Genomic DNA, 17,673 nt, shown 5'->3' with positions numbered 1-17,673 from the left:
TCGTTTTAAGCAGGCGGCTGGCCGTCAGGCGGCCTTTTCCTGGAAGAGACCGACGCGCAGATCGGTGGCGCGGTAAATGACTTCGCCATCGGCCTTCATCCAGCCGTCAGCGATGCCGAGAACGAGGCGGCCGCGCATGACACGCTTGAAGTCGATGCCGTATTCGACAAGCTTGGTCTTCGGCGTCACCATGCCGGTGAACTTGACCTCGCCGGTGGAGAGGGCGCGGCCCTTGCCGGGTTCGCCAAGCCAGCCGAGATAAAAGCCGGTAAGCTGCCACATGGCATCAAGGCCAAGGCAGCCCGGCATCACCGGATCGCCTTCGAAATGACACGGAAAGAACCAGAGGTCCGGCGTGATATCGAATTCCGCCCGGATGAAGCCCTTGTCGTTCGGGCCACCGGTTTCCGAGATCTCGGTAATACGGTGGAACATCAGCATGGGCGGCAGGGGCAGCTGTGCATTGCCTGGCCCGAACATCTTGCCATGCGCGCAGGTCAGTATTTCTTCATACGAGAAGCTCGATTGTCTGCTGTCCATGAGGCCTGTCCGTTCCCCCTCTTCGCCGGTCCTTGCGCCTGTTTAAAGCAAGAGCGGCGGAAATTGAAGCGCATGAATCCGCTCCCCGGTCTTTACCAAGGGGGCCGATCCAGATTGATTCAGGTCGGCATATAGGAACGAGACCCGGCAAACCAGAGGCTTCTGATGCAAAATTTCGCATTTTCCTCCGCAGCCGCTTCATGACTGGAGCTTGCGTGCTATTGAAAGCACCGCGTTTAAAAGTTATATGCAAAACTCGAGAATACCGGCTTTACAGGAGCTTGCCTCACCCATGGCTGATGCCATCACCGATGTGGAAACCAGATTGCGCCACTGCGGGCTTCGGCCAACGCGGCAGCGCGTTGCGCTGGCCGACCTTCTGTTTGCAAAGGGTGATCGCCACCTGACGGTCGAGGAACTGCACGAGGAGGCGAGCACCGCCGGCGTGCCCGTCTCGCTTGCGACCGTTTACAACACGCTCCACCAGTTTACCGAGGCAGGCCTGATCCGCGTTCTCGCGGTGGAAAGCGCGCGGACCTATTTCGACACCAACGTGTCGGATCACCACCATTTCTTCGTCGAGGGCCGCAACGAGGTTCTCGATATTCCCGTCAGCAACCTCGAAATCGGCAACCTGCCCGAGGCGCCAGACGGCATGGAAATCGCCCATGTCGATGTGATCATCCGGCTGCGCGAGAAGAAGGCTTAAGGCGTTGCGCCTGCGCAAGGCCTTCTATTTCTTCCGTTTTTTCAACGCCTCGTCCGGCGGCCGTCCCGGCCGTGCGCGGTAGCGCGGCAAGGTCCAGCCGTAATAGAGCGCTCCGCCCCGCAGGCCAAAGGCGATGGCAAATCCCGCCGCGGAGCTGACCGGCAGCGGCAGGCCGATGAGGTTTGCGCCGGTAAACACCGTTGCCCCCGCAAGCGCTGCCGTCACGTAGATTTCCGGACGCAGGAGGATCGACGGTTCGTTGGCGATGAGATCGCGCAGGATGCCGCCAAAAGTTGCCGTCATTGTGCCGGTAACGATTGCGATGGTGAGCGAACCCGTGGTGGCAAAACCCTTGGCGGCACCCATCACGCTATAGGCGGACAGCCCGACTGCATCGAGCCAGATCAGCAGCTTATAGCGCCATTCCACGCGGTGGGCCGTCAGGAACACGAAGATGCCGACGCCGGCGCAGATCACCAGATATGTCGGATCCATCACCCAGAACACCGGCGTGCGCCCAAGCACGAGATCGCGCAACGTTCCGCCGCCGATGCCGGTTGCGGCTGCAAAAAACAGGAAACCTATGAGGTCGAGCTGCTTGCGCGAGGCGGCAAGTGCGCCGGTTGCGGCAAACAGGCCAACGCCCGCATAATCCAGTATCATCAGCAGCGACATGTGATTTTCGCCTCCCACGGCACGCCAGCGTCGCGCAAGCGGCATGCTGCATCATATCCGCGCATCAGGCCTGCCGCCATCGCGGCTAGGCCCTTGTCTACAGACAAACAAGCGGGAAAGACCAAGGCGTGGCGAAAATAATGATCATCCTTCTGCAGGCGATCCTGCTGGCATTTCTGCCGGCCGCAGCCGTTGCCCAGCAATCCCTGCTCAGCGATCCCGAGATCTACGAGAAGGATCATTTCAAGGCGCAATGCGACGCGGTTGCCTACGGTGACGATTTCATCACGCGCATGGACATCAACAATGATGGCATCATCGATGCCATCGTCAATCATGGTGCCATCACCTGCAATGGAGAAAAGGGCGTTGGCTGCGACGCCGATGGCTGCCCGCATAATTTCTACCTTCAGGTCAAGGAAGGCGGGTATTTCATGATGGCGACCGCGCAGATCTTTGGCTACGATTTCGTCAAACGCTTCGGCAACATGGTCTTCGTCTTCAAGATGAACCCGAAATTCTGCGACCGCAGCGATGACGTGCCCTGCGAGATGACCGTGCGCGTTCGCGGCGCAAAGATGACGACGATTTCGCGCAAGTAAGTGTCAGAACGGCCAGTCGATACGGCCCGCCGCGTAATAACCGAGCAGGCCCAGCCACTCCCGCACGGCCGTCGACATGTTCTGTGCGTTGAGCGATGGCTGGGTGAAATCGAAACCGGCTGTCACCGTACCGCTCGTACGGTAATCGACCGGAAACGGCGTCACCGTCAGGCGCGCCTTGTCAAACAGCGCCATTGATCGCGGCATATGGAAGGCCGAGGTGATCAAAAGGCAGGGACCAAGTCCTTCGCGGGCAAGAAGGTCGCGCGTGTTCAGCATGTTTTCAAACGTGTTGCGCGAGGTATTGTCCTTGATCAGCCGCGCCGGCGAAATGCCATAAGCGGAAAAGAAACGCTCGGCGGCACCGGCCTCGCCCTCATAGGCGCCGCTGAAGGAACCATCGCCGCCGGAAATCAGGATTTTTGCCGCGGGGTTTATCAGTGCCAGCCGCAGCGTCTGCGTATAACGATCGGCTGCCGCGTTCAGTTCGATGCCGCCACGGCCGCTCATCACCTCGTTTTCAATCGCGCCACCCAGCACGATCATGCAGGATATGTCCACCGGATCCGTCTGCGGCCGCACCACCCTGTTCTCCAGCGATTGCAGGAGAAGATTGCCGGTCGTGGTGTAGAGCGTGACAAACAGGACAAGGGCCGCAGCAGCGGCCATCGTGCCACCTGTTCGCCGTAAGCCGGAAAATGCAGTAAGAGCCCCGAACGCGGTCAGGAAGAAGGCGAGCGACAACGGCTGCACCAGCAGCCAGAAGATTTTTGACAGATAAAACATTCACTCACTTGGCGCTGGGGCTGCGGGAAATACGCTGGTTGTAGCGATGATGCAGCGTGCGACGCATCAGAAGCGTCGATAGAGCGACCAACAGTGTCAGCACTGCGGCGATGAACAGGGCGTCATCCGGCAGGGCGATCCCGAGGACGGCGCCGCACAGCGCGCCGCTGATCATGCCGAGCCACGGAACCGCCTGGATGGTCCAGTCGACCTTGCGTTCACCCATGATGTAGCGCCCGATGCCACGCCCGAACCGCGACAGGGCGCCTGTCACATAGGTCAGTCCGATCGGCAGGCCCTCGATATGCTCGACGGTGGCGTTCACCATGCCCATGGCAAGCACGACCACATAAAACCGCAGGAGATGCAGGGCCGGATCCTGCAGCATGGAGGCCAGCGACAGCAGCATGGCAACGCCTGAGAGAACGCCGAACATGCGCCGTCTAACCAGATGCGCGACGATGATGCCGGCGGCATTGCCCAGCACGAACACAAAGACGGCGCCCAGAAGCACCAGTCCATGATGCACATCGCCATCGGCAATCGCAATGGCGGCACGCGTGGTATTGCCCGTCATGAAGGAGACGAAATCACCGGAGAGGCGAAGGCCGATCGCATCGGTCATGCCGGCGATGAAGGAAATCGCCGCCACCAGCGCAAGCCCCATGCCCGTTCGTCGAACACGAATGATCCTGCGCCGTCTTTCCCGTGTCATGTTGCCCTCTGCAGCCCGAATCATCGGGCCGATGATATTTTGCGAGAGCCTAGCCGGTCCGACTGCCCAAAGGAAATGTCCTGGCGATATCGCCGGCTCACAGTTTGCGTCGCATCATGACAGCAGCGTGAGCGTCAGCGGATGGTGACTGTCGGCAAGACCATCGATGACATTGAAATGGTGCCGGTCGGGTTCGACATAGGCGCCGGTTTCCGCACCGAGCCCCAGCCACATGCTGGCCATCAGGGCATTCTGGCGGATGAATTCCGCCCGCTCATTGCCGCCCACCCAGCAGAACAGCCGCCCGTCGGTGCCGGGTTCCGTGAGAACCGGGCTTTCGGCCGCAGCCTCGTCCGGAGAAAGCTGAAGCTTCGTGTTGAGGCCGGTGTGGACGAGGGGGCGCAGATCATGCACGCCGGAGATGGACACGACATTTTTCACCCGAGCGCGGATGTCGGCCGGCAGCGGCGAGGTCCGGGCCATCATGCGTGTCACCAGGTGGCCGCCGGCGGAGTGGCCGGTGAGGTGGATCGGACCGTCGATCTCCGTTGCGGCATCACAGATTGCCGCGCCGATTTCCTGAACGATATCGCCGACCCGCACGTCAGGGCACAGCGTATAGGACGGAATGGCGACGGCAAAACCGCTGTCGACACTGCCCTTGGCCAGATGCGACCAGTAGCTCTTGTCGAGTGCCTGCCAGTAGCCGCCATGGACGAAGACGACCAGGCCCTTTGGCGTGGCTTCCGGCAGAAACAGATCGAACCGGTTGCGCGGCCTGTCGCCATAGGACAGGTCGAGCTTCGCGCGGCCCTCAGCGGCCAGTTCTTCACGATAGGCAAGCGCCGGCGCCACCCAGCGGTTCGGCCATTCCTCGCCACGCGGAATATTGGCGCCATTGGTATAGGCGTCGTCCCAGTCGTTGATCCGGTGAAAGAGCATGAAAGATGGCCTCGCCCATAGGTTGTTCGGTCAGAGAACGGTGCGCACCCGCCAAAGTTCTGGAAACAGTTCCACTTCCAGCATCTTTTTCAGGTAATGCGTGCCGGATGTGCCGCCGGTGCCGCGCTTGAAGCCGATGACGCGCTCCACTGTCGTGACATGGTTGAAGCGCCAACGGCGGAAATAATCCTCGAAATCCACCAGCTTTTCGGCAAGCTCGTAGAGATCCCAATAGCGCGACGGCGCCGCATAGACCTGTCGCCAGGCTTCCAGTACCTTTTCGCTTTCCGTGCGCTTTTCGCGAAAACTCGTCCGCTCGCAATCGGTGCCGATGTCAAAGCCGTTGCGGCCAAGAAGCAGGATCGCCTCGTCATATAGGCTCGGGCGGGCCAGGATGTCTTCCAGGTGGGCCAGCAGATCCGGCCGGTGGCTGTGTGGCCCGAGCATGGCAAGGTTGCGGTTGCCGGCCAGGAACTCGATGGCGCGGTACTGCGCCGACTGGAAACCGGAGGACTGGCCGAGTGCGTCGCGAAAATCGGTATATTCGCTCGGCGTCATGGTGCGCAGCACGTCCCAGGCATTGTTCAGCTGTTCAAAAATGCGCGCCACCCGCGACAGCATCTTGAAGGCCGGCTGCGGCTCGTCCCGGCGGATCGCGGCAATCGCCGAGCGGATCTCGTGGATGGCAAGCTTCATCCAAAGCTCCGAGGTCTGGTGCTGGATGATGAACAGCATCTCGTCATGCGCCGACGACAGCGGCTTTTGCGCCGACAGGATCGGGTCAAGCTGCAGGTAGTCGGTGTAGGACATCTTTTCGCGGAACGACATTTCGGCGCCGTCCTCAGCCGGATTGTAGGCTTTTTCGCTCATGTGACGAGCCCCCTCTGCTTGAATGCCGGCGCATCCCAGAGCCGGTTGTCCATGATGTCTGCGAGAACATCGACGGCAGAGACGACCTCGCGCTCACCGATGTAAAGCGGGGTGAAACCGAAGCGGATGGCGTTCGGTGCGCGAAAATCACCGATCACGCCACGCCCGATCAGCGCCTGCATGATGGCATAACCTTCTTCATGCAGGAAGGAGACCTGGCTGCCGCGGCTCTTGCCGTCGCGTGGTGAGGCAAGTGTCAGCGAGGGGCAGCGTGCCTCCACCTCCGCGATGAACAGGTCGCAGAGCGCGATGGATTTTTCGCGCACATCGGCCATGTCGACGCCGTCCCAGGCGTCCAGCGCCGCGTCGAGGGCGGCAAGTGCCAGGATCGGCGGCGTGCCGACGCGCATGCGGTCGATGCCATCGCCCGGGCGATAGGAAAGATCGAAGGCGAATGGTTTTTCATGGCCAAGCCAGCCGGAAAGGGCAGGGCGGGCCTGATCGGCATGGCGGGGGGCCACATAGATGAAGGCTGGGGCGCCTGGCCCGCCATTCAGGTATTTATACGTGCAGCCGACGGCAAAATCGGCGTCGGCACCAAAGAGATCGACGGGAATGGCGCCGGCGGAATGGGCGAGATCCCAGACGGTCAGCGCGCCGGCGTCATGCGCCTTTTTCGTCAGCGCCCTCATGTCGTGCAGGCGTCCGGTGCGGTAATCGACCTCGGTCAGCATGGTCACCGCCACCGTCTCGTCGATGGCCTCTTCCACCGCCAGCGGATCGACCACTTTCAGCACATAACCGCGGTCGAGCGATTTGATCAGCCCTTCGGCCATGTAAAGATCGGAGGGAAAATTGCCGCTGTCGGAGAGGATGACGCGTCGGGCGGGATCGCGCTCTGCGGCCAGTTGCAGGGCAGACGCCAGCGCCTGGTACACCTTGATGGACAGCGTATCGCCCATGACGACGGTTCCGGCGGGTGCGCCGATAAGGCGACCCACCCGGTCGCCGATCCGGCGCGGCGTCGCCATCCAGCCACCCTGGTTCCAGCCGCGAATCAGCATCTCGCCCCACTGGTCCACCATCAGGGCGCGCACACGTTCGGTTGCGGCCACGGGCAGCGGCCCAAGCGAATTGCCATCGAGATAAATCACGCCGTCCGGCATGTGAAACAGCGCGCGCGTCTTTTCGAAATCCGTCATTCTCTCGTCGCCCCACAGGAGGATTTTGCCGCCCCCGACCGGTCCATGTTCATGCCCTTGTTTTCTGCCGCCGCATCGGGCGTTTCCGGCATGATACCCAAAACATTTTAAGTTTAAACTAGATATTCTGTCTCACCGTCCGATTTATGCACCCGCTGGCGGCGCCAGACCCTCCGGCGGGAAGCGGCGGCTGAGATGTGCCGACCCCTTGAGGCCAAAACGCCACGGCAGGTCGATTGCCTTGGTAATGCCAATTCGCGGCCCGCTGACGATAAGGGGAGGGGTGGTGGCCGCGTCCAACACAAACGGCGGCTCATCCAGCGGCGCGCCATCCAGCGCGATGTCGATACCGAGCGCCTGCGCCAGCCGTCCGGGGCCAGCACAGAGCGTTAAAGGGTCGCTGCGCCCACGCCGCCTTGCCATCTCCTCCAGCCCGGTCACGGGGGCCAGAGCCCGGATGAGGACGGCGCTGCCCGGCCGACAGACGAAATTCAGGCACCAGTGAATGCCATAGGACCGGTAGACATAGGCATGGCCGGCGGGGCCGAACATGGTGCGGTTGCGCGGCGTTGGACCGCGAAAACTATGGGAAGCCGGCTCGTCCGGCTCATAAGCCTCGGTTTCGACAATCATGCCGCCTGCACCGTCTACGGTCAGCGTTGCACCAATCAGGTCTTGCGCAACGGTGACGGCGCTGCGGTCAAAAAAAGCGTGATGCTGCATGATGATATGCTCCGGTCGCTGACCGGCGTTTTCGCCCGACACGCTCCAGGATGCAAGGCTTCCCGGGCCAAGTGCCGGGGCAAGAGGTGCGGCGATACGTAAGGTTTCCCGCATCGGACGGGAGCCGCTTCTAGCCGATCTCTCCGGCGTCTGGTCTTGTCAGGCAAGGGGCAAGCGTCTAATGACCCCGGCATGGCTGCACGCGACCGATATTCCCGAAAACTCGAATGCCCGCAATGCGGACACTCCGGCTTTGCCGAGGTGTCGGAAGACGACGACCCGCGCCGCAAGGACCCGGGCTTTGCCATCGACGAGATGCCCAAGGGCTTCGCCACCGAATTTGCCGCCCGCGATCCGAAAAAATACATGCTGCGCTGCCAATGCGGCCACAAGTTCCTGTTCGCACGCAAAAGCGTGTACGCGCCGGGTGGCGAACCGCGGCGCTGAGGCGGGCGCCGAATCCGACAAGATTGGTTCGTGTTTCGCGATGGGCCTACTTCAGTGGCGACAGTTTTGTTGATTTCATCGGCAATTCAAACATTGCACCGCCAGAGACATTCTTGGAAATCGTTTCGATCGTAGGCCATAATGCTATAAGTCGTTCCGCTTGCTTCATTACAGGGGCCTTGTAAAGGCCAGAAGATAGAAACATGCCTATTATTTTGGAGGACTGGAATGCATTTTTCTCGGCGCGATTACGAGTAATGCGGCGGTCTCCGGAAATGAAAACCCAGGCACCTTCCCGACTTAACTCTGCAATAAGATTAACGTCTTTGATGTCGGGTGGAAATTTATCCTTCAGGGCAACAATCTCATAGCCATCCCCCTTTAAAGCCTGAAAAGCTCTGGCAATTCGGGGTGAAATATTGTGGTCGAAGAGGACTTTCACGCCGCTAGCATTTCCTCAAATGCGACGGCATCACGTACGACTGACAAAGGCACTTCATAAAGTGCCGAAACAGCTTTCTCGGAGCCTTCTGCAGTCACAGCCTGAGCCAATGCGATTGTGGGAACATTATAGATCGCTGTTGTCGGTTGCCCGAACACCAAAGCGGGATCTATAATGATAGATGGCTTGCCCCCAAAGGGTCGCCAGCGTGAAACAGCATCGTTCTCAATGTCGAGATCTTTAAATGTACGCTCTATCACCGCCTTGATGGTGTATTGCTTCTGCTTGAGATCAAGGAGGGTTTCATCGCCTGACGCTGTTGCGCTCTCAAGAAAGATGGTTTTCCCATCGGTCTGAAACCTGCGAGTGGAAAAAGGGCGTTCGTCATTTACGCAATCTCGTGCGTAAGTCAGACAATGCCTGATTGTCTTTAAGCCCAAGCCGGCCTTGATAAATTCTTGAACAAATCGAAGCTCGATTAAATCTCGAAAGCTCAGTTCAATATGGTCATCATGCCGCGGTAATTGAGGAGTCCACAGCGGGGCAACATGGAGCAGTTCTCCCCTGTGGCGGTAGTCGTATCCCCCCAGCCAGCGACGGATATTACGAACAGATATATCCAGCAAGCGAGACGCTTCGCTTGTGGAATAAAAGCCGATCCCTACGAGCGAAGTGTCATCTCTCATGGTGGGGTCCGTCCTGTCGTTGTATAAACAATCAGTATCTATTTCGCGCGACTCGCGTCAAACCAAATCTCGCGTTGGTGCAACAGATCTGGCCCAGCGGTAAATTTGCCTTACCGATTGTTACATTTAATCCAAACACTGAACTTATGAAAAAGATTTGGTGGAGCTAAGCGGGGCCTCCACGATCACTCATCAACCTATTGAAGCAATTGAAATACAGTGATAATCATCAGTCCATATTGGTCTGAATGGTTGGTCTGAAATGGCAAAAAGCTCCCGTCGATATCTCGTTATGCGCGGTCTCAAATACTGGTTCAAGCGCGATATTCCCGCAGCAATCCGGCACCATTTTGGGGGCAAGACTGCCTATCTCGTTAACCTTGAGACGGGCGATATTCGAGCAGCTATGGAGCGTCGAGACGAAATCGAGCGCGAGACGAATCGGCTCTTCCGAGATGCGCGGCAAGGCAGGTCTACTACCCCCGCCTCCGATACAATCCAGCAGAAGGCTCAACTGTGGGCCAACGAAATCGCCGAGGCGAGGAACGATCCCCACAGCTGGACGGCCAAGATTACCGGACGGAAGAGCGAGGAAGTTCGGGATGAGGAGGTGGCCGATCCGCGTGATCTAGTCGAGCGCGAGGCAGAGCGCATCGAACAGAGCCACGGCACACAGGGCCGCGAACGCTTCCTGAATCTAGTCCAAGGTAATGTCGATGTGGAGCATTACATGGAGACGTATCTCAAGGAGGCCCGGCTTGCTCCGAAGACCACCAAAGAGCGCCGCAATCTGATCAAACGATTTGCCGCGTGGGCCACGCTCAAAGGCCTATCACTTCGCCAGATCGACCGCTCCAAGGCGGGGACCTACTTCTCTGAAGCAATCGCGCCACTTAGCGAACGAACAGCCCGGAAGCATCATGGCGCCGTGAAGCTCTACTGGGATTACCTAGTCGCGAGAGGTCATGTCAGAGGTGAAAACCCGTGGGTCGGCCAACGGATGCCGGACAGGGGTCGCAGGGTGGAGCGTGGGGGCAAGGCTGACGAGCGCCCATTCACGGAGGAAGAGATCAAAACCCTCCTCTACTCTGCCTTCCCCCGTGGCATGAGGAAGAACTTCGAGTCGCAGATAGCGGATGCGATCCGGATTGCCGCCTTGTCGGGGCTGAGACTCGCGGAGCTCGTAACACTGTGGGTGGAGGAGTGCCCGCTGGATGACAAGGGAAGTGGCTACTTCGACATTCGACAGGGCAAAACAGCGGCAGCAGCACGGCGAGTGCCGATGCATCCCGACCTAGTGGAGATCGTGAAGCGTCGGAAGAAAGGAAAAGGCCCGCAGGATTGGCTCTTTCACGAACTAGCTGAGGAAAAGAACGCCAGCGACGTATTTGGGAAGCGCTTCGCCAACTATCGGGGAAAGCTCAGAGTGGATGACAAACGGCCAGGACAACGCCGGAGCTTGGTGAATTTCCACTCCTTCCGCCGCTGGTTCGTCACTCAAGCGGAGCAAGCGGGCATTCCAGAAAGCACCATTTCATCAGTCGTCGGCCACGAAGAGGGCCGGAAGTCGATCACGCTTGGAGTCTATTCTGGTGGACCCGCGTGGCAGCAGATGCGGGCTTGCGTTGAGGCGGTCAGACTCCCAACAAGAGACCAGAACTGATCAAGAACAAAAGTTAAACCCGTCTAAAATCGCCACAGGAGGCCACTGACGGGCAACTCCGCTTAGCGCGGCAGGCAGTCGAATTGCACCACCAAGGGCGCTAGCGGCCAAATAAACCGGAATTGCATGGTGATTTAGCCGATCGGCGCTTGCCGACTCCGCTGGAACCTAGTATTTAAGGAACAGTTATTGCTGGCCCACACTTATGCGGCACTCTTGAGTGTCTTGGGAGGGTGCAGCTTCGTCGCATGAAGTGGCGAAGGGCTGGCGAGAGCGAGTCCTCCTGGCTCTCATATGAGAATAGGAGGCGGGTATGAGAGTTTCATGCCCTGCATTCAGGCCGGTATCTGTAATCCAGTACCGGAGGTTCCGTCTGGGCCAATGGGAGACAGTCTGCTCTCATTGCCGCCGCTGGCCGCGCTCGAACGCGTCAGCTGCGTAACCCAGACGTACCAAGTCGAAGCATAAGAAAGGCTCCCATTTCGGTGGGGGCCTTTTTCCTGTAATCAACAGGATGTTGATTTTGTAAGCTATTGATTCACGCTTGACAAGCGAATCTTGGACAAATTGTCCGGCGCAAAATCGCAATTTATTCAATGCGATTCACAAATATTCATTTAAATCAACGGCTTAAAAAATACGCGCGGCTTTTACATGATGCGTTTCGCGGAGTCAAGTTGGCTGCCATGTGAATAGTGGGGACAACGCACCCCTAGAGTTTGTAGCCCTAGCCTAAAATGACGGAAAAATCCGAGGCATCGAAATAGACATTTGAGGCCGCGCAGTACCCCCCGTGGCCCTCTCTTTTTGGGCGTCTCAATGCCGTCCGGGTTCCCCTTTTGGTGGCCTTCCGGTTCTTCTGGCGCTCTTTCCATTCCTCAAAAACTCCAGCGTCATCGTTGACCATTAGGGTATGCCCTTAGCGAACCATGTTGGGATTGGTTCGATATGTGGCGATTGACAACCCATATCGAACCGATTATCAGCGAACCAGCCTAATCGAACTGACGGAGGTTCAACATGTTTGTACGAGCGTACTTGAGAGCATCGACGGCAGAGCAAGACGCTAGCCGCGCACGGGCTGACCTAGAACACTTTGCCTCCGAGAAGGGATTGAGGATCGCTGCAAGCTATGTGGAGAACGAGAGTGGTGCCAGTCTAAAGCGTCCCGAACTGTTCCGCCTTCTGGACGATTGCCGACCGGGTGACATCCTGTTGGTGGAGCAGGTGGATAGGTTGAGCCGATTGAATGCGGAAGACTGGGAACGGCTCAAGGCAGAGATTGCTTCCAAGCGCGTCCGGGTGGTTGCCCTCGACTTGCCCACGTCACACCAACTTGCGCAGCCCGGAGGCGATGAGTTCTCTGCCCGGATGCTGGACGCCATCAACGGCATGATGCTCGACATGTTGGCCGCAATCGCCCGCAAGGACTACGAGGACCGCCGCAGACGCCAAGCGCAGGGGATCGCGAAGGCTAAGACGGAAGGCGTCTACAGGGGACGTCAGGAGGACGTGAAGAGGAACGCCGCGATCTTGTCCATGCTCAAGAGTGGGCAAAGCTGGAACAGCATTGTGTCCGCCACGGGATGCTCCCGGTCTACACTCTCACGATTGGCAAAGCGGCTGGATGAGCGGAAGCAGGAGGCGTGAAGATGGCAGAGTTCTTCCCTTGGGTGTTCATTCTCCCGATGTTCCTGGCGGGCGTTTGGGGTGTCTATGAGACGTTTTTCAGGCGCTAGGATCAAGAATGTGGGAAATGCTCCCTGTAATGGGACCAATCGTACAAGCCGATTTTCCTTTGCTACACCCTCCGATGTCAGCCGCGACGGGCGGCACCACAAGAGGGAAAGTAGAATGAAGATCGCAGCCAATTCGACCGTCTCACCCGCACCGATAGCAGCCCTTACAGAAGCCGCAGAGTTCCTTATGTGCGCCGTTCGGGCGATGGCATGGGGCGCTGATGCGGACAGTCAGGAAGTCCGGCAGGTGGTCGCGTGGGCCATGTCGAAGATCAAGGAAGCCGGGGTAGACCAATTACACCCTAGTTAAGGACGACCACTCCCCGGATCAATTATTGATGTTGGACATGGGACATGGTGGACATCAGTGGGGGTAGGGGGCAGGTCCGGCACTCATGGGAACCCATAGTGGTGACTTATCGAGACACCTACGGGGATAGCTCCTCCTTGTTCCTCCCTCATCATTCATGATCGATCATCCCAATACAGGGAAGCAGAAGAGCAATTACACCCTAGTTAAGCTCTCTCGTCCTCATCCTCCTCACCGTCATCATCTCGCATCGAAACACGACGCAAGCTCCTCTTGTCCTTGATCGGGAGGGGCTTTCGTGGCGTTTCAGGGTCATGAACGCCGGGGCTGGTGATTACGATTTCCACACCCTGTTCGGCTTCAACTCCGGGCAGGGTGCTCTTTTTCCAGTCCTTTGAATATCCGGTCGTCCGTGTCTCCCTATCTGTTCGGCAGAAGCGACCCGGCGCACCACATCGGCCCACCCATCCCCCACATCAGCCGACCTTTCGTCTCCCGGAGTTATCCGCTGGAGCGGGGTCTTTTTCGTTTTCACCTGCAACGGAGCGCAGAAGCATGACCACAAATCAGCGGCAGCAATACCGCTCACAGTCCCTCCTCTACACCGACCGCCACGGACGGACGATCCGAAAGGTCCCCCTCGACAGGACAAATTCGGCATACGCCAAGGTTCTCGACAGCGATTATCAACGCATCCTTCGCATGGGCGGCACAGGTGCTTGGTTCGGCCATGGCGTGGACGGGAAGAAGTATGTCCGCACCGTACTCAGGACGGCGGAAGGCGCAAAGATGGCGATGGTTGCCCGTCTTATCGTCGGAGCACAGACAGGCGGTGTCATCCGCTATGTGGACGGCGATCCTACCGACCTGACCCCGGAGAATATCGTCTATGTCAGGCGACGGAGGGCAGCATGATCGAGTTCGGCCCCGATAATCGCCCCTTCACCACCATCTTCGCCACCGGCACCGGCCACAATCAAGCCGACAGGAAACACCAAGCCTACGCGGAAAGCCTTGTCGGCATCGGCATAGGGATTTGCCGGAAGTGCAAGACCCGTTGCGCCTCCGGGCCGGGGTGGAAGGGTATTTGCACCCGATGTGCCGCAGCGGCAACCCACGTCCACACGAACGGGCCACCTGTTGCCACCATGAGCATCACGCCAGCGGCACCGGTAGAACCTCCCGCAGATCGTCACGGCTTGGACGGGCTGGAGGAGTGGTGACAGTGAAGACCGACCACCCCCGCAAGCTTCATATCCCGAACGATGAATGGATCAGGGACGATGACCCCGACAGGGACCGCAAGATGGAGGATCGTCTCTCCGGTCGCCAACCCGGCATGAGATCGATGCACGGTCCCAACGGCTTCGCCCAACCTCACCTAGCACCGGATTGGTGGCGTGAGAAACACGGCCTCCTCTCCCTCAATAACCCCAAGTAACCCGCCCTACAGGGCCACAAAAGGAAACATATCATGACCCACGTCACCTATAGCAATGACACATCCCCGGAAGAACTGGACGCCCTCAAGAGGGAATACGAGCGGATCAATCCGCGACAGGACGGCAAGCAGGTCGTCGGCGTCTACGTCAACGGCGGCGGTACTCAAATCGATACCGTCGATGGAAAGCAGGTCGTCCAGAAGAAGTTTGAAGGCTCCGTCGCTGTCAAATCAGCATTGCGTCCCGGTCACATCATGATCGGCGGCACGGAAACCACCATCGACGCCGCTCTAGCAGCCGGTCTCATCACCCGCGAACAGGCGGCATCCGGTTCTTTTAATCTGCCCGTCCAGCCACAGGCCAAGGCTGAAACGGGCGTAGAGGACAAGGCCCAGGAACAGGACCAGAAGGAGCCGGAGGAGCTTTCAGAGGCCGCACAGGCGGCAAAGGAAGCATCCGAGACGCTACAGGAGCTTGACGCCACGGTAGGCGCTGCGGCGGTCGATGCTGCCCTAGAGAACGTCATTGAAAGCGGCTATCTCCCGGAGGCTGATGAGCTACCGGAAGGCGCAGACCTTGGTCATGTCGTGAAGATCACGGCGGGTTATGTCGCACAGGCAAACAACGTCCTTGCCGATGTTCACGCGAACGTACCGCTCCTCATGGACTTCCTGTCTGACGACGAGTTGCGGGACGCCAGACGGGCCACCATCGGCAACGCCCCCGACAGCCTCCGAGACCTTGGCAGGATCGCGGTTGACCGCCTTGCCATGCTCCCGCAGACGAACCCGGAGCGGTTTGCCGAGCATCTGGAGGGGATGTCCCCTGCCGAGCGCAAGGCACTTAGACGGACCCCGAACGGGGAATGGACTGTGACTGTTCCCGGCTATCCCGAAATGGGCTTCGGGGCCGCAGTGCGGGCCGGGATCGTCCGCCTATGAGGGCGCTTGTCACCACGAAAGGGGCCGCGATTAGCGGTCCCTCCGTTGCTGGCGCGGAACAAGACGAACGCAAATCTGCGTCGGTCTCACCCGATAGTGTCCCGGAAGTGTGCCAAGGGGTGCCCTTTATGACCTCCCTTGAAATCGCAGCGATGACAGGGAAGCGGCATTCGAACGTTCTCCGTGACATCCAGCGGGAGCTTGCGAAGATCGGGGAACCCCAACTCAAATTTGAGGCGGGGTATCGGGACGCACAAGGCCAGCGCCGCACTCTCTATTGCCTCCCCGGAACCTACCTCCTGTTCATCGCATCGGCCTATGACGCCAAGCTGCGTTTCCAGATCATTCAGCACTGGGAAGCCCTGAATAACGGCACCGCGCAGCCGGTCAGGGACGCCGCCAATGTTTTCGTCCAGCGGCTTGTGAACGGCGGACGCAAAGCCCGGATGCTGGAGCTTCAACAGGCCGAACAGCGGGCAAGGCTGGACGGTAGGCTTCTGACGGCCAGAGAACGCAACTTCATCCTACTCCCCTGAAATCAACCAAAGGAACCAACATGACCACAACCGAACGCCAGCCTTCCGAGGCCGAATTGTTCATTATTCACGGCACCGCTAATGACCGGCAGAAGGCCGACGAACGGGCCGCAGCACGGGCAGCAGCAGAGGCACGGAAACAAGCCGAACGGGACGCTTACACCGCTATGGTGGCGTCTATTCCCCGCCCCTGACGCGGGGTAATGGTGTGGCCCAACCACCCTTTTGAATTACCCACACTACCTCTCGTCATCTGAGGGGTAGTCCCCCGGTGTCCTCAGTCGGGTTCCTCGAACTTGGGCAAGATCGAGAAAAATAGGTACGCTTGGCAGGAGCGGAAATCGTCGATGACACTGTTCGTCTGGAGGGCGAGTTTTCGTATTTTGGCCACCGGCATATCCACCGGCTTCCCGCGTTGAGTGACTATCTGATAGTTGCCTGAGTAGGGGTTCTGATCGAAATGACCATGTGCCAGCGTATTACGTTCGCCGCTGATGTCGCGTGCCGCCTTGAAGTTCGGCTTGTGCATACGCGGTATTGCGAGAAGAACCGTCTCAAATAGGCGAAGCTTTACCTCTAACCGTTCTCCCGCCGAATACAGGTCCGGCCTACCTAGATGAGCAAAACTTTCCTGTAATAGATCCCCAACCAGATTTTCCAGCCGATTGAAACTGACGAGAAATGAGCCGAGAGCCGCCTCGTACTCCGTCTGAATGGCTGGATCGGCCCACGGGATGTCATCATCTTCGTCAATGAAGCTCATGAGGTCTCACATGATTTGAGCTGAACGCTCGATCTCTCCAGATTACCGCAAGGCAGGAATGCAGCAAGGAGACGAGCAAACATTAGCTTGGGCCGAAAATTGGTCTGAATGATTGGTCTGATTTGGTCTGAGACCGCGGCGAAAAGTTCGCCTATCCCAATGATTTCATTTCGAAATTTTAATACTGGGGAAATTTGGTGGAGCTAAGCGGGATCGAACCGCTGACCTCTTGCATGCCATGCAAGCGCTCTCCCAGCTGAGCTATAGCCCCATCAGGGTACCGGGCATTAACCGGTTCCGGGAACCCCTTGAAAGCGCTGCTTTCGTTGGGGTGGCGGCTTATTACTTCCGGTGGTTTCGGAGCGCAAGCCTAAAAATGAAAAGCCCGGACGTTTTTTTCGTCCGGGCCCAAAAATCAAGGTCTTAGACCTCGTCGTCGTCGCCGCCGACACCGATAATGCCGGAGACGTCGTCGTCATCGTCATCTTCATCGGCTTCGAGGAAGGTGTCGTCGTCGTCGCCGTCGATTTCCACGTCGTCGTCGCCGATATCGGGAATGTCGTCGCCGGCTGCCGCTTCGTCACCCTCTTCGAGCGATACGAGTTCGACATCGGTGTTTTCCGTATCGACTTCGGCGACTTCTTCTTCTTCAGCCTGTTCCATCTTCATCTGGGCCGTCGTCTCTTCAAAGAAGGAGAGCGGCCAGGACTTGCCGGAATAAGGCGACACAACCGGGTCGCGGTTGAGGTCGTAGAATTTTTTGCCCGTATCCGGGTCGGTGCGCTTGGTACCAAGTTCCGCTTTTGCCACTGTCGATGCCCCGTGAGAATGGCCGATCAATTCGGCGTTGCCGCAAAGGCGGCGCTAAAATGCTAGCCGGTCCCCTTAATGCTTGTCCCCGAGCATGTCAAAGGCAAACTTTGCCTGCCAAATGCCCGGA

Annotated in this window: 23 protein-coding genes and 1 tRNA gene; 11 read left to right on the top strand and 13 right to left on the bottom strand. The window is 58.5% G+C overall.

Annotation, left to right across the window (positions count from 1 at the left end; genetic code table 11):
- Positions 1–24: 24 nt before the first annotated feature.
- Positions 25–540: a 3-hydroxyacyl-[acyl-carrier-protein] dehydratase FabA gene (gene fabA, locus AC4CWF_RS18190; protein WP_491283028.1), complete on the bottom strand. Its 516-nt coding sequence runs from the start codon at positions 538–540 to the stop codon at positions 25–27.
- A gap of 292 nt (positions 541–832) precedes the next feature.
- Between fabA and irrA the strand changes: the two genes are divergently transcribed.
- Complete coding sequence (irrA, locus tag AC4CWF_RS18185; RefSeq protein ID WP_491283027.1) at positions 833–1,249, top strand: iron response transcriptional regulator IrrA; 417 nt, start codon at positions 833–835, stop codon at positions 1,247–1,249.
- 24 nt (positions 1,250–1,273) lie between these two features.
- On the opposite strand, the gene AC4CWF_RS18180 is transcribed toward irrA, so the two are convergent.
- The gene (locus AC4CWF_RS18180) at positions 1,274–1,924 is read right to left on the bottom strand and encodes a trimeric intracellular cation channel family protein (RefSeq protein WP_491285489.1); all 651 of its coding nucleotides are present in this window, start codon (positions 1,922–1,924) and stop codon (positions 1,274–1,276) included.
- A 128-nt stretch (positions 1,925–2,052) separates the two neighbouring features.
- On the opposite strand from AC4CWF_RS18180, the gene AC4CWF_RS18175 reads away from it, so the two are divergent.
- Positions 2,053–2,526 (top strand): hypothetical protein, encoded by a 474-nt coding sequence (locus AC4CWF_RS18175; protein ID WP_491283026.1) that lies wholly within the window; start codon positions 2,053–2,055, stop codon positions 2,524–2,526.
- 3 nt (positions 2,527–2,529) lie between these two features.
- Here AC4CWF_RS18175 and AC4CWF_RS18170 read toward each other — a convergent pair whose 3' ends face one another.
- From AC4CWF_RS18170 to AC4CWF_RS18145, 6 genes are all read right to left on the bottom strand, one after another.
- Positions 2,530–3,312 carry a YdcF family protein gene (locus AC4CWF_RS18170; protein ID WP_491283025.1) on the bottom strand — a complete coding sequence of 261 codons (783 nt, stop codon included), beginning with the start codon at positions 3,310–3,312 and terminating at the stop codon, positions 2,530–2,532.
- Between the two features lie 4 nt (positions 3,313–3,316).
- Positions 3,317–4,027: a YoaK family protein gene (locus tag AC4CWF_RS18165; protein WP_491283024.1), complete on the bottom strand. Its 711-nt coding sequence runs from the start codon at positions 4,025–4,027 to the stop codon at positions 3,317–3,319.
- Positions 4,028–4,141: 114 nt separating this feature from the next.
- Positions 4,142–4,969 (bottom strand): hormone-sensitive lipase, encoded by an 828-nt coding sequence (locus tag AC4CWF_RS18160; RefSeq protein WP_491283023.1) that lies wholly within the window; start codon positions 4,967–4,969, stop codon positions 4,142–4,144.
- A gap of 30 nt (positions 4,970–4,999) precedes the next feature.
- Entirely contained in the window at positions 5,000–5,839 is an 840-nt protein-coding gene (kynA, locus tag AC4CWF_RS18155; protein ID WP_491283022.1) for a tryptophan 2,3-dioxygenase, read from the bottom strand.
- Entirely contained in the window at positions 5,836–7,041 is a 1,206-nt protein-coding gene (gene kynU, locus AC4CWF_RS18150) for a kynureninase (protein ID WP_491283021.1), read from the bottom strand. Before kynU ends, kynA begins: the two co-directional genes overlap by 4 nt.
- Positions 7,042–7,185: 144 nt before the next feature.
- A complete protein-coding gene (locus AC4CWF_RS18145; RefSeq protein ID WP_491283020.1) occupies positions 7,186–7,764 on the bottom strand; it encodes a DNA-3-methyladenine glycosylase in 579 nt (192 codons plus the stop codon).
- 192 nt (positions 7,765–7,956) lie between these two features.
- Here AC4CWF_RS18145 and AC4CWF_RS18140 point away from each other — a divergent pair, with 192 nt between their 5' ends.
- The gene (locus tag AC4CWF_RS18140) at positions 7,957–8,211 is read left to right on the top strand and encodes a hypothetical protein (RefSeq protein WP_491283019.1); all 255 of its coding nucleotides are present in this window, start codon (positions 7,957–7,959) and stop codon (positions 8,209–8,211) included.
- A gap of 46 nt (positions 8,212–8,257) precedes the next feature.
- Here the strand turns inward: AC4CWF_RS18140 and AC4CWF_RS18135 are convergent, their stop codons facing one another.
- Both AC4CWF_RS18135 and AC4CWF_RS18130 read right to left on the bottom strand, forming a co-directional pair.
- Positions 8,258–8,653 carry a PIN-like domain-containing protein gene (locus AC4CWF_RS18135; protein WP_491283018.1) on the bottom strand — a complete coding sequence of 132 codons (396 nt, stop codon included), beginning with the start codon at positions 8,651–8,653 and terminating at the stop codon, positions 8,258–8,260.
- The gene (locus AC4CWF_RS18130) at positions 8,650–9,339 is read right to left on the bottom strand and encodes a hypothetical protein (protein WP_491283017.1); all 690 of its coding nucleotides are present in this window, start codon (positions 9,337–9,339) and stop codon (positions 8,650–8,652) included. Before AC4CWF_RS18130 ends, AC4CWF_RS18135 begins: the two co-directional genes overlap by 4 nt.
- A gap of 262 nt (positions 9,340–9,601) precedes the next feature.
- Here AC4CWF_RS18130 and AC4CWF_RS18125 point away from each other — a divergent pair, with 262 nt between their 5' ends.
- The 8 genes from AC4CWF_RS18125 (at position 9,602) to AC4CWF_RS18090 (ending at position 16,164) form a co-directional block, all read left to right on the top strand.
- A complete protein-coding gene (locus tag AC4CWF_RS18125; protein WP_491283016.1) occupies positions 9,602–11,002 on the top strand; it encodes a site-specific integrase in 1,401 nt (466 codons plus the stop codon).
- 1,020 nt (positions 11,003–12,022) lie between these two features.
- Entirely contained in the window at positions 12,023–12,652 is a 630-nt protein-coding gene (locus AC4CWF_RS18120) for a recombinase family protein (protein WP_491283015.1), read from the top strand.
- Between the two features lie 204 nt (positions 12,653–12,856).
- Positions 12,857–13,051 (top strand): hypothetical protein, encoded by a 195-nt coding sequence (locus AC4CWF_RS18115; protein ID WP_491283014.1) that lies wholly within the window; start codon positions 12,857–12,859, stop codon positions 13,049–13,051.
- A 555-nt stretch (positions 13,052–13,606) separates the two neighbouring features.
- A complete protein-coding gene (locus AC4CWF_RS18110; RefSeq protein WP_491283013.1) occupies positions 13,607–13,966 on the top strand; it encodes a hypothetical protein in 360 nt (119 codons plus the stop codon).
- On the top strand, positions 13,963–14,274 hold the full coding sequence (locus AC4CWF_RS18105; protein WP_491283012.1) for a hypothetical protein: 312 nt from the start codon (positions 13,963–13,965) through the stop codon (positions 14,272–14,274). The genes AC4CWF_RS18110 and AC4CWF_RS18105 overlap by 4 nt, the downstream gene beginning before the upstream one ends.
- Before the next feature lie 251 nt (positions 14,275–14,525).
- Positions 14,526–15,434 carry a hypothetical protein gene (locus AC4CWF_RS18100; protein WP_491283011.1) on the top strand — a complete coding sequence of 303 codons (909 nt, stop codon included), beginning with the start codon at positions 14,526–14,528 and terminating at the stop codon, positions 15,432–15,434.
- Between the two features lie 128 nt (positions 15,435–15,562).
- The gene (locus AC4CWF_RS18095) at positions 15,563–15,970 is read left to right on the top strand and encodes a Rha family transcriptional regulator (protein WP_491283010.1); all 408 of its coding nucleotides are present in this window, start codon (positions 15,563–15,565) and stop codon (positions 15,968–15,970) included.
- 20 nt (positions 15,971–15,990) lie between these two features.
- Positions 15,991–16,164 carry a hypothetical protein gene (locus AC4CWF_RS18090; protein ID WP_491283009.1) on the top strand — a complete coding sequence of 58 codons (174 nt, stop codon included), beginning with the start codon at positions 15,991–15,993 and terminating at the stop codon, positions 16,162–16,164.
- Between the two features lie 83 nt (positions 16,165–16,247).
- On the opposite strand, the gene AC4CWF_RS18085 is transcribed toward AC4CWF_RS18090, so the two are convergent.
- The 3 genes from AC4CWF_RS18085 to AC4CWF_RS18075 form a co-directional block, all read right to left on the bottom strand.
- Complete coding sequence (locus tag AC4CWF_RS18085; RefSeq protein WP_491283008.1) at positions 16,248–16,733, bottom strand: hypothetical protein; 486 nt, start codon at positions 16,731–16,733, stop codon at positions 16,248–16,250.
- Between the two features lie 195 nt (positions 16,734–16,928).
- Positions 16,929–17,004 (bottom strand) — tRNA-Ala (locus AC4CWF_RS18080).
- A gap of 152 nt (positions 17,005–17,156) precedes the next feature.
- Positions 17,157–17,543 (bottom strand): TIGR02300 family protein, encoded by a 387-nt coding sequence (locus AC4CWF_RS18075; protein WP_491283007.1) that lies wholly within the window; start codon positions 17,541–17,543, stop codon positions 17,157–17,159.
- Between the last annotated feature and the right edge of the window lie 130 nt (positions 17,544–17,673).

The organism is Neorhizobium sp. PAMB6630 (assembly GCF_058242775.1).
The sequence above is the reverse complement of the archived record's forward strand: the minus strand, read 5'-3'. Positions and strand labels throughout refer to the sequence as shown.

Excerpts from the sequence above, each read along its gene's own strand:
- AC4CWF_RS18145 (WP_491283020.1), bottom strand. The coding sequence starts at position 7,764 with ATGCAGCATCACGCTTTTTTTGACCGCAGCGCCGTCACCGTTGCGCAA.
- kynU (WP_491283021.1), bottom strand. The coding sequence starts at position 7,041 with ATGACGGATTTCGAAAAGACGCGCGCGCTGTTTCACATGCCGGACGGC.
- AC4CWF_RS18105 (WP_491283012.1), top strand. The coding sequence starts at position 13,963 with ATGATCGAGTTCGGCCCCGATAATCGCCCCTTCACCACCATCTTCGCC.
- AC4CWF_RS18100 (WP_491283011.1), top strand. The coding sequence starts at position 14,526 with ATGACCCACGTCACCTATAGCAATGACACATCCCCGGAAGAACTGGAC.
- AC4CWF_RS18170 (WP_491283025.1), bottom strand. The coding sequence starts at position 3,312 with ATGTTTTATCTGTCAAAAATCTTCTGGCTGCTGGTGCAGCCGTTGTCG.
- fabA (WP_491283028.1), bottom strand. The coding sequence starts at position 540 with ATGGACAGCAGACAATCGAGCTTCTCGTATGAAGAAATACTGACCTGC.
- kynA (WP_491283022.1), bottom strand. The coding sequence starts at position 5,839 with ATGAGCGAAAAAGCCTACAATCCGGCTGAGGACGGCGCCGAAATGTCG.
- AC4CWF_RS18095 (WP_491283010.1), top strand. The coding sequence starts at position 15,563 with ATGACCTCCCTTGAAATCGCAGCGATGACAGGGAAGCGGCATTCGAAC.
- AC4CWF_RS18125 (WP_491283016.1), top strand. The coding sequence starts at position 9,602 with ATGGCAAAAAGCTCCCGTCGATATCTCGTTATGCGCGGTCTCAAATAC.
- AC4CWF_RS18165 (WP_491283024.1), bottom strand. The coding sequence starts at position 4,027 with ATGACACGGGAAAGACGGCGCAGGATCATTCGTGTTCGACGAACGGGC.
- AC4CWF_RS18085 (WP_491283008.1), bottom strand. The coding sequence starts at position 16,733 with ATGAGCTTCATTGACGAAGATGATGACATCCCGTGGGCCGATCCAGCC.
- AC4CWF_RS18110 (WP_491283013.1), top strand. The coding sequence starts at position 13,607 with ATGACCACAAATCAGCGGCAGCAATACCGCTCACAGTCCCTCCTCTAC.
- irrA (WP_491283027.1), top strand. The coding sequence starts at position 833 with ATGGCTGATGCCATCACCGATGTGGAAACCAGATTGCGCCACTGCGGG.
- AC4CWF_RS18120 (WP_491283015.1), top strand. The coding sequence starts at position 12,023 with ATGTTTGTACGAGCGTACTTGAGAGCATCGACGGCAGAGCAAGACGCT.
- AC4CWF_RS18130 (WP_491283017.1), bottom strand. The coding sequence starts at position 9,339 with ATGAGAGATGACACTTCGCTCGTAGGGATCGGCTTTTATTCCACAAGC.
- AC4CWF_RS18160 (WP_491283023.1), bottom strand. The coding sequence starts at position 4,969 with ATGCTCTTTCACCGGATCAACGACTGGGACGACGCCTATACCAATGGC.
- AC4CWF_RS18180 (WP_491285489.1), bottom strand. The coding sequence starts at position 1,924 with ATGTCGCTGCTGATGATACTGGATTATGCGGGCGTTGGCCTGTTTGCC.
- AC4CWF_RS18140 (WP_491283019.1), top strand. The coding sequence starts at position 7,957 with ATGGCTGCACGCGACCGATATTCCCGAAAACTCGAATGCCCGCAATGC.
- AC4CWF_RS18090 (WP_491283009.1), top strand. The coding sequence starts at position 15,991 with ATGACCACAACCGAACGCCAGCCTTCCGAGGCCGAATTGTTCATTATT.
- AC4CWF_RS18115 (WP_491283014.1), top strand. The coding sequence starts at position 12,857 with ATGAAGATCGCAGCCAATTCGACCGTCTCACCCGCACCGATAGCAGCC.